General features: G+C 57.5%; 7 protein-coding genes and 2 pseudogenes. 6 read left to right on the top strand and 3 right to left on the bottom strand.

The genetic code is table 11. The features are described from left to right. Positions 1-142: 142 nt before the first annotated feature. Positions 143-563: pseudogene (locus AAAC48_RS24965) on the top strand (type II toxin-antitoxin system VapC family toxin); the annotation flags it as partial. A gap of 14 nt (positions 564-577) precedes the next feature. Here the strand turns inward: AAAC48_RS24965 and AAAC48_RS24960 are convergent. Next, complete coding sequence (locus tag AAAC48_RS24960; RefSeq protein WP_340656780.1) at positions 578-1,189, bottom strand: LysE family translocator; 612 nt, start codon at positions 1,187-1,189, stop codon at positions 578-580. Positions 1,190-1,276: 87 nt separating this feature from the next. After that, a complete protein-coding gene (locus tag AAAC48_RS24955) occupies positions 1,277-2,086 on the bottom strand; it encodes an AraC family transcriptional regulator (RefSeq protein WP_340656779.1) in 810 nt (269 codons plus the stop codon). A gap of 249 nt (positions 2,087-2,335) precedes the next feature. On the opposite strand from AAAC48_RS24955, the gene AAAC48_RS24950 reads away from it, so the two are divergent. Both AAAC48_RS24950 and AAAC48_RS24945 read left to right on the top strand, forming a co-directional pair. Beyond that, positions 2,336-3,709 (top strand): DegQ family serine endoprotease, encoded by a 1,374-nt coding sequence (locus tag AAAC48_RS24950; RefSeq protein ID WP_340656781.1) that lies wholly within the window; start codon positions 2,336-2,338, stop codon positions 3,707-3,709. Between the two features lie 18 nt (positions 3,710-3,727). Continuing rightward, positions 3,728-5,038: a replication-associated recombination protein A gene (locus tag AAAC48_RS24945; RefSeq protein WP_340656778.1), complete on the top strand. Its 1,311-nt coding sequence runs from the start codon at positions 3,728-3,730 to the stop codon at positions 5,036-5,038. 57 nt (positions 5,039-5,095) lie between these two features. Here the strand turns inward: AAAC48_RS24945 and AAAC48_RS24940 are convergent, their stop codons facing one another. Further along, positions 5,096-6,871 carry a glucan ABC transporter ATP-binding protein/ permease gene (locus tag AAAC48_RS24940; RefSeq protein WP_340656777.1) on the bottom strand — a complete coding sequence of 592 codons (1,776 nt, stop codon included), beginning with the start codon at positions 6,869-6,871 and terminating at the stop codon, positions 5,096-5,098. Between the two features lie 199 nt (positions 6,872-7,070). On the opposite strand from AAAC48_RS24940, the pseudogene AAAC48_RS24935 reads away from it, so the two are divergent. From AAAC48_RS24935 to AAAC48_RS24925, 3 genes and pseudogenes are all read left to right on the top strand, one after another. Further along, positions 7,071-7,431: pseudogene (locus AAAC48_RS24935) on the top strand (CrcB family protein). Between the two features lie 180 nt (positions 7,432-7,611). Continuing rightward, entirely contained in the window at positions 7,612-8,598 is a 987-nt protein-coding gene (locus AAAC48_RS24930; protein ID WP_340656776.1) for an RluA family pseudouridine synthase, read from the top strand. A 35-nt stretch (positions 8,599-8,633) separates the two neighbouring features. Then, entirely contained in the window at positions 8,634-9,425 is a 792-nt protein-coding gene (locus AAAC48_RS24925; RefSeq protein ID WP_340656775.1) for an ATP12 family protein, read from the top strand. Positions 9,426-9,459: the final 34 nt, after the last annotated feature.

The following is a 9,459-nucleotide window of genomic DNA, read 5'->3' as shown; positions in this document are numbered from 1 at the left end:
TGCCGACCCACAAAGGCCGGTGATTTGCTTTGACGAAAGCCCGGTCCAGCTGATTGGAGAGGTGCGTGCGGCTATTCCTGCAAAGCCAAAAGGAGAGTGCCGGTGACCTCGTCGGCAGAATGCGGGACGAAGATCGCTATTGATGCTCTATTTGGATACTTCGGTGCTGGTCGCGGCGCTTACTGCGCAAACCGAAACCCTGCGGATGGTGGAGTGGTTGGCTGGGCAAGACCCAAGCGAGTTAGCGATCAGCGATTGGACGATTACCGAGTTTTCTTCTGCGCTGTCGTTAAAGTTGCGGACGAGGCAGTTGGACGTTGGGCATCGAACAACGCACTCGCCGCTTTCCACCGTCTTGCCAGCGATTCATTCAAGACTATGCCGAAAACGGGTCATGTGTTTCGTTCAACCGCCCAGATCGCCGATCGCCACCTCTAGGCATGCGGGCAGGTGACGCGTTGCATTTGGCAGTTGCAATCAATCATGGTGCGACAGTGTGCACATTAAATCGGAAGTTCGCTGAAGCGGGCAAGAGCGTCGGAGCAATGATCAAGCTGCTTGTAGGTACACAAGCCTCTCACCGGTCTGCCAGTGCCAGTTTCAGCCCCAGTGCGACGAACGCGCCTGCAAATGTCCGGCGCATCCATGTCAGGATCCGTGGGCGGGATATCACCTGATCGCGGACGGAAGCGGCGAAGAGGCCGTAGCCGACGAACACGACAAAGGTCATCAGCATGAAGACGGCGCTTAAGCTAAGCATGCGGATGATCGGCTGAGGCTCGGTGGCGCTGACGAATTGCGGCAGGAACGCCAGAAAGAAAATCGACAGTTTGGGGTTGAGGATGTTGATCAGGATCGCGGTAATGGTGACCTGCATCAGCGACTTTTCCTGGCTGTCGTCATCAACATTCAGCGCGCCTTTCTCGCGTAGCGCATTCCAGGCCATGTAAAGCAGATAGGCGACGCCGACATATTTGAACGCATGGAAGGCAAGGGCGCTCGTATGCAGGATCGCCGCCAACCCTCCGATTGCCGCGGCAATATGCGGAATTATGCCGATGGTGCAGCCAAACGCTGCAGCCACGCTTGCGCGGGCGCCGCGTGACAGGCCGGTTGCCAGAGTGTAGACAACGCCGGTGCCGGGCGAGACGACGATGATGAATGAGGTGATCAGGAACTCGATGCCCACGGAAAATTCTCCTTTGTCGGTTTCGAATTCCAACTAAACCGATCTGGAGCCTTCCGTCTTGAACAGGATTGCGGGCCGAGCAGTTAATCAGGCGAAAGCGGCGGCATAGGCGCCGGGAGATATTCCATATTTGCGCACGAACAGGCGTGTCATATGGCTCTGGTCGGCAAAGCCGCTGACGACCGCTGCCTCGGCGAGACCAGTTCCGCGCGCAATGAGGCGGCGAGCGAAATCGATCCGCCGCTGCATGAGATAGGCGTGAGGGGTGAACCCGGTTGCCTTGACAAAGCCGCGCAGAACCTGAAACCGGCTCAGACCACTTTCCCGCGCGAGGTCGGAAAGTGTGATCGGGGCAGTTGGCTCATCGTCGATGAGGGCCTGTGCCTTGCGAACCGCTTTGGGCGCCGAGCGGGAGACATTGTCTTTTTGCTGTTGAACGACACCGGCTAGCAATCGCAACAGAAGCTCTTCGCGCTCGAGCACTGATGACGGATCGCGGCCCGTTGTCACGGCGCAAAAGAGCCGGCTGAACAGTGCTGCCACCTTTTGATCGTCCATGACAGGTTGCGAAAACTCGTAGGCTCTCGGCGCGCCTTCGTTCAAATCATTGGCAACATTGCTGACAATCGCCGGATCAAAGTAAAGCATGCGCCACGAACGGCCGGCATCACCGATCGGCATGCCGTCATGCACTTCGCCAGGGTTGACGGTAATGACGTTTCCTGGACCCGCTTCCACCATGCCGCGGCCGCTATAGGACTTCTGTGCCCCTTGATGAATGACGCCAATTCCATATTGCTCATGCGTATGTCGTGAAAAGGAATGGCTCGTTGCAGCCTCGACCGCTTCGATGCCTGTAACCTCGCATGGAAAGATTTTGAACTGGCCTTTTGTCATCAGGTGATCGCCTTGGCGTCTTTCCGGTTTGTCATACCCTTATCTCAAATCCTGTAATGCAAGAAGTTAGAAGTCGAGTATTGGAGAGCTGGAACCATATGTCTCAAATTTGCTTTGTTTCTTCGCTGGTATCTCTGTTGGAAATCACCACATTGGTCGAAACAGTTTGACTGATTCATTACGTACCGGGAGATTGATATGAGTTCCAGGATCGCGGCATCGGCGCGGGCACTTTTCATCTGCACCGCCATGTTCTGCGGGACGGTGGCGCCGCTTCATGCACAGACAGCAACCGATACAACGAAGCAACTGCCGGCGACGCGCAGCGAGATGCAGCAATCCTTTGCGCCACTGGTGAAGCAGACGGCCGGTGCGGTCGTCAACGTCTATGCGGCGCATGCGGTACAGGCACGATCCCCCTTTGCGGGCGATCCCTTCTTCGAGCAATTCTTCGGTGGTCAGTTCAATGGACCACCGCGGGTGCAATCTTCGCTCGGTTCGGGTGTGATCGCCGATCCGTCGGGGATAATCGTGACCAACAACCACGTCATCCGCGATGCAGATACAGTGAAAGTCGCGCTGTCCGACGGGCGGGAATTCGACTCGAAAGTTCTGCTTAAGGACGAATCCACCGACCTCGCCATTCTAAAAATCGATGCGGGCGAGCCGTTGCCCGCTCTGCCATTGGCGGATTCCGACAAGGTTGAGGTCGGCGACCTCGTACTCGCCATCGGTAATCCCTTCGGTGTGGGGCAGACCGTGACGAGTGGCATCGTTTCAGCCCAGGCGCGGACGCGCGTCGGCATATCCGATTTCGACTTCTTCATACAGACAGATGCGGCGATCAATCCCGGCAATTCCGGTGGTGCCCTGATCGACATGAGTGGCAAGCTGATTGGTATCAATACCGCGATCTTTTCCCGTTCTGGCGGGTCGATCGGAATCGGTTTTGCTATTCCTTCCAATATGGTACGCGCCGTTGTTGAAACGGCAAAGGGTGGTGCGGACACATTCGAGCGACCCTATATCGGTGCCGGTTTCCAGAACGTGACGCCGGATGTGGCCGAGGGTTTGGGCATGAAGCAGCCTTATGGCGCACTGGTGACGAACATCACCAAGGGCAGTCCGGCGGAGAAGGGCGGTTTGCTGGTAGGCGACGTGGTGCTTTCCGTCGATGATGTGCGGATCGAGAACCCGGACGGACTGGGTTATCGCCTGACGACAGCTGGTATTGGCAAGACGGTGAAGCTGGATGTACTCAGCCGATCGAAGGAAAAGTCCGTTGTGGTGGTGCTCGAGAAACCGAGAGCGGATTCGCCTGACAACCAGATGACAATTGGTGGAAAGAATCCGCTGTCCGGTGCGCATGTTCTCAAGCTGACGCCGAACAGTGCCGCGCGGCTGCACCTGCCATCGGATACTGTGGGTGTTGCCGTGGACAAGGTATTCCCGAACACGCCTGCGGCGCGTATCGGCTTGCAGCCGGGCGACATCGTGCGCGGCGTGAACGGTGCGGAAATCGAGAGCGTCGCCGATTTGAGCAAGGCTATGTCGAGCAATCCAACGCTTTGGCGCTTCGAATTCGAGCGCGGCGGTGCCATAATCCGGCAAATTATTCGGTAAGCGAGGCAAATAGAGACTATGGCGGATCTGTTTTCGGCCACGGACGATCCGGCTTCGGACAGGAGCAGGCCGCTTGCGGACCGGTTGCGGCCAAAATCACTGAAGGAAGTGACCGGGCAGGATCATCTGACCGGGCCAGAGGGCGCATTGACGCGCATGATCGACTCCGGCTCGCTCGGTTCGATGATTTTCTGGGGGCCGCCTGGAACGGGCAAAACGACCGTCGCGCGGCTGCTCGCCAACGAGACAAATCTGGCGTTCGAACAAATCTCCGCGATCTTCTCCGGCGTTGCCGACCTGAAGAAGGTCTTCGATATGGCGCGGGCGCGCAAGATGTCCGGCCGCCAGACCCTGTTGTTCGTCGACGAAATCCATCGCTTCAACCGGGCGCAGCAGGATTCGTTTCTGCCGGTGATGGAGGATGGGACGATCGTGCTCGTCGGTGCGACAACCGAAAATCCTTCGTTCGAGTTGAATGCCGCTCTTCTGTCGCGTGCGCGTGTGCTGGTTTTTCATCCACTCGATGAGACGAGTCTCGCGTCCCTGCTCGCTCGGGCCGAAAGCCATGAAGGCAAGGCCTTGCCGCTCAGCGAGGAGGCACGAGCGAGCCTTGTGCGCATGGCAGACGGTGATGGACGGGCGATCCTGACGCTGGCCGAGGAGGTCTGGAGGGCTGCGCGGGATGGTGAAGTGTTTGATGCAGAACGCGTGCAGCAGATCGTGCAACGGCGCGCGCCGGTCTACGACAAGAGCCAGGACGGACACTATAATCTGATCTCGGCGCTGCACAAATCGGTGCGGGGCTCCGACCCGGACGCGGCGCTCTACTATCTTTGCCGAATGTTCGATGCAGGAGAAGATCCGCTCTATATTGGGCGGCGCATGGTTCGCATGGCCAGCGAGGACATTGGCCTTGCCGATCCGCAGGCGCTTGTGATCTGCAATGCGGCGAAGGATGCCTATGATTATCTCGGCTCGCCCGAGGGCGAGTTGGCGTTGGCGCAAGCCTGCGTCTATCTTGCGACCGCCCCAAAGTCGAACGCTGTCTATACGGCGTATAAGGCAGCAATGAGCGCAGCAAAGGAATACGGTTCGCTCGTCCCGCCGAAGCACATTCTGAACGCGCCGACAAAGCTGATGAAGGGCGAGGGCTACGGCACGGGGTATGCCTATGATCACGACCAGCCCGACGCCTTTTCGGGCCAGAACTATTTTCCGGAAGCGCTTGGCCGACGGACATTTTACGATCCGCCGGAGCGCGGTTTCGAGCGCGAAATCCGCAAGCGGATCGACTATTGGAACAAGCTTCGCCAGGAACGCGGCGAGTAATAAAGTAATAAAAAAGGCCGCTGAAAAGCGGCCTTTCGTTTTCGGGTTGTTTGCCGGTTAAGCGGCTTCCGGCTTGCGCGGGAACGGCGTGACGTTGGCTGTATCGTCGTCAAGCTTCAAGCCACCGGCCTTGAGCAGTGAGGTGAAGCGGCCATTCTGACGGGCGAGCTCATCGAAGCTGCCGGATTCGACGACTTCACCCTGGTCCATGAAGAGCACGATATCGGCATCGCGAACCGTGGAAAGTCGGTGGGCAATGATAAAGGTCGTGCGGTTCTGGCACAGTTTGTCCACCGCTACCTTGACGCGCGCCTCGGTCTCGACGTCGAGCGCGCTGGTCGCCTCGTCGAGCACGAGGATCGGCGCATCCTTCAAGATCGCGCGGGCGATCGCAACGCGCTGGCGCTCACCGCCAGAAAGCTGCGAACCGCGCTCGCCGACAACCGTGCCGTAACCGGCCGACTTCGCGAGGATGAAGTCGCTGGCATCAGCCGCTTCTGCAGCTGCTAGCACATCCTCTTCACTGGCCTTCGGACGACCGACGCGGATGTTATCCTCGATCGAGCGGTTGAACATGCCTGCATCCTGGAACACGGTCGCAATCGCATTGCGCAGCGAACGGCGGCTGATCGTCCGTGTGTCGATACCATCAACCAGGATACGGCCTTCCTTCGGATCATAGACACGCTGCAAGAGGTTGATCAGCGTCGTTTTGCCGGCACCTGTCGGGCCAACGATTGCAACGGTCTGGCCGGCCTTGGCCTTGAACGAAACCTGCTTAAGCCCCTGCTTCGAGTTGGCGAATTCGAACGAAACATTCTCAAACTCGACGTCACCGCCGACATTGTCGATGTCATGAATGGTTTTTGGCTCGACCTCATAGGCAGCTGACGCTTCCATTTCGAAGAAATCTTCGAGCTTGGCACGGGCAGCGAAAATCTGGTTCACAAACGCACTGATCTGATCGAGGCGACCGATAAGCAGGGCGGCAAAGCCCGTGAACGAGACAACCTGGCCAACGTTCATTTCACCATGCGTGACGAAATAGGAACCGAGCGCCAGTACGACAATCATCGAGATCGTCGCCGCCATGCGGTTGATACCGCTGGCCAGAGCCCACCAATTGAGAACAGGATATTGCGAGTCGAGGAGCTGCTTTGCGTAAGTCTGCAAGGCACGCGTTTCTTCCTCGATGCGATTGTAACTCTGCAGAACCGAAATATTGCCCATAGAGTCGGTGACGTGACTGAATGCCTTGATGTGGTGACGTTCTACCTGGGCCTGACCATCCTTGGTCTTTGCCGTGACAACGCGGCTCACGATGACATAAATCACGCCGAGAACAGCCAATACCGATGCCAGACGCCAGTCTTGCGCCAAAGCCAACGGAATGAGTCCGACAAGAGCCACCGTGGTTGCAAGATGCGTGCGCATGAATTCCAGCCACAGGCCGAACAGGGTTTCGATCGCGCGCAAAAGCGTATGCATCGCGTTGGACGTGCCACGCCGATGATGCCAGGCAAGTGGCATGCTGATCACACGGTTGTAAGATTCGGTGAGAACGGCCAGCTTGCGCCGGTGCGCGAGGCGGTCTGCCTCCCTGGAAACAAGGACATTCGCACCGATATGGAACAGACCAACGGCGGCCAATTGAGTAAGGGGTAGCCACACTGTGGAGTTTACCGAGATCGCCTGAATGACACGGCCTACCAGAAGAGGCTCGATCAACATTGTCAAAGCCAAGGCGACATTGACAACACAGATAAACACGGTCGCGCGCTTCTCAGCGCCCAGATACTGGAGCGATTTCCAATAGATGTTTAACAATGACACTTCGCCACTCCACTTGCTTGGCACGCTACTCACGCCGCAGTTTGACTCTGCATCAGACTCTTGTGCACCGCAATATTCAATGCTTTAAAGTCTTCGTAGATTCGTGTTCCTACAAGGAACATTTTTCTACGCCGCGTAACGTCCCGTGATGATTCAACCATTTGAGTTCACAAAATAAACTGGCCGAGCTGAATGTAAAATGAACGCAGTATTACTTGTGGCATCCCGGGGAGCGATAGGGTCTGTTGCGAGGTATCTTGTCGGGGTATTGATGACCCGGGCATTCGGCGTGAACTACCCTTATGGCACGCTCACCGTGAATGTTGTCGGCGGTTGATGGGTCTTTTCATTGGCATTATGGCGCGGCGGTCGATGGATCTGAGGCTGTTTGTTGCAGTCGGGATCATGGGTGGATTTACTTTTCCTCATTTTCGCTCGACGTTGCCGTGCTCTGGGAGCGGGGCGAACTCAGCACTGCGCTGATTTACGTCCTGGCGAGCGTGATCTTGAGCATTGCAGCGCTGTTTTTTGGATTATGGCTCGCACGGCTGACTGGTTAGTGCTATGCGCATGCCTGAGAGACCTTTTGATATCTCCACCCTGATGGGCACCTGATGCGATTTTCTGCGCTTCCGGTGCTCATGGACAGAAAGTCCACTGCGCTCCGGTTCTCGAAAACCACAGCATCTGCCTCATCAGGCTGAATTCTCAAAACGTCTCTGATCGAAAGGCAGAGTTTGATGGCAGCGGTAGAACAAAAGACAGTCGATACGGGTGAGGCGGAGATGCGCCTCGACCGTTGGTTCAAGGTACATTATCCAGGTTTGGGTTTCGGGCACCTGCAGAAGTTGCTGCGGTCGGGTCAGATCAGGATCGATGGATCCCGCGCCAAATCCGACACGAGGCTCCAGGTTGGACAAACGGTTCGCATTCCTCCGCTGCCGGTGGATTCGAAGGCCGAGGGGCATTTGACGGGCAAGAGCATTCGCGGCCGCGAGGATGGCGATGTCCTGTCGCAGATGCTGCTCTATGAGGATCCAAAGGTTTTCGTGTTCAACAAGCCGGCGGGGCTGGCAGTGCAGGGCGGCTCCGGCGTCAATCGCCATGTCGATGACATGCTGGAAGCCTGGCGCAACAAAAAGGGCGAAAAGCCGCGACTGGTTCACCGGCTGGACCGCGACACGTCCGGAGTCCTCGTCGTTGCCCGCACGCGCGGGGCTGCGCAGGCGCTGACCGCAGCATTTCGCGAGCGCGAGACGAAGAAAACCTATTGGGCCCTTGTCAAGGGCATACCGCGCAAGTGCGAAGACAAGATCACCACCTGGCTGGTCAAGGAAACGACCCCCGATGGCGACCGCATGCGCATCGCCCAGCATGGCGAACCGGACTCCGATCATGCCGTCTCCTACTATCGCGTGATAGAATCGGCTGGTCAGGTCCTGACCTGGTTGGAGATGGAGCCCTATACGGGCCGGACGCATCAGCTGCGCGTCCACGCGGCCCATATCGGCTGCCCGATCATCGGCGATCCGAAATATTTCGAGGCGGATACGAACTGGTCGTTCCCTGGCGGTATCCAGAACCGGCTGCACCTGCACGCACGCCGCATCCGCATCCCCAACCCCTCGGGTGGCGTGATCGATGTGACCGCGCCGTTGCCACCGCATATGGTGCAGACGTGGAATCTGCTGGGTCTCGACGAGCACGATGCAGATGAAGACAACTAAGACTTGTCCCCGGATCAACATAACGGACTTTGACCATGGGTAACGATCTTTTCAATATGGACACAAAGGATGGACTTTCGGATCCAGACCCGGTTCGGCGCGCGCAGATCCAGTCGAAATTGCCGTTGCCAAAGCGGTTCTATAAAGTTGCGGCCGTAGCTGAACGCGATGGCACGTTTGCGATCGAACTCGATGGCCGTGGGGTCAAAACGCCGGCACGGCAAGATCTTTCACTACCGACGCGAGCCGCCGCGCAATTGATTGCCGACGAATTTTCTGCGCAGGAAAAGGAAATCGATCCGGCGCGCATGCCTGCGACGCGTCTCGCCAATACGGCGATCGACGGAATCGTCAATGATCCGCAGGCGGTGCTGGAGGATGTACTCCGCTTCGCTTCGTCGGACATGCTTTGCTACAGGGCCGGTTCGCCGGAACGGCTAGTCAATCGCCAGACCGAGCTTTGGGACCCGATCATCGATTGGGCAGCGTCTGATCTCGATGCACGTTTTGTGCTTGCCGAAGGTGTGATGCATGTCGAACAGCCACGCGAGGCGCTCAGCGCATTCAGCGTTCATCTTGGGCAGTTCAACGATCCCTTCGCTATCGCTGCGCTGCATACGATTACGACGTTGACCGGTTCGGCGATCCTGGCGCTCGCGATAGCAAGAGGTGAAATTTCCGGAACCGAAGCGTGGAAACTGGCGCATGTCGATGAAGACTGGACGATCGAGCATTGGGGCGAAGATGCTGAAGCTGCTGCCCGCCGTGCAATGCGCGAACGTGAGATGATGGCTGCAGTAAAGATGCTCGAGGCCGTTTCCCGATAATACCCCCGCTACCATGCCCCGGTCAGAACAGGAA

It is taken from the genome of Phyllobacterium sp., assembly GCF_037994405.1.
Lineage (GTDB): Bacteria > Pseudomonadota > Alphaproteobacteria > Rhizobiales > Rhizobiaceae > Phyllobacterium.
The sequence above is the reverse complement of the archived record's forward strand: the minus strand, read 5'-3'. Positions and strand labels throughout refer to the sequence as shown.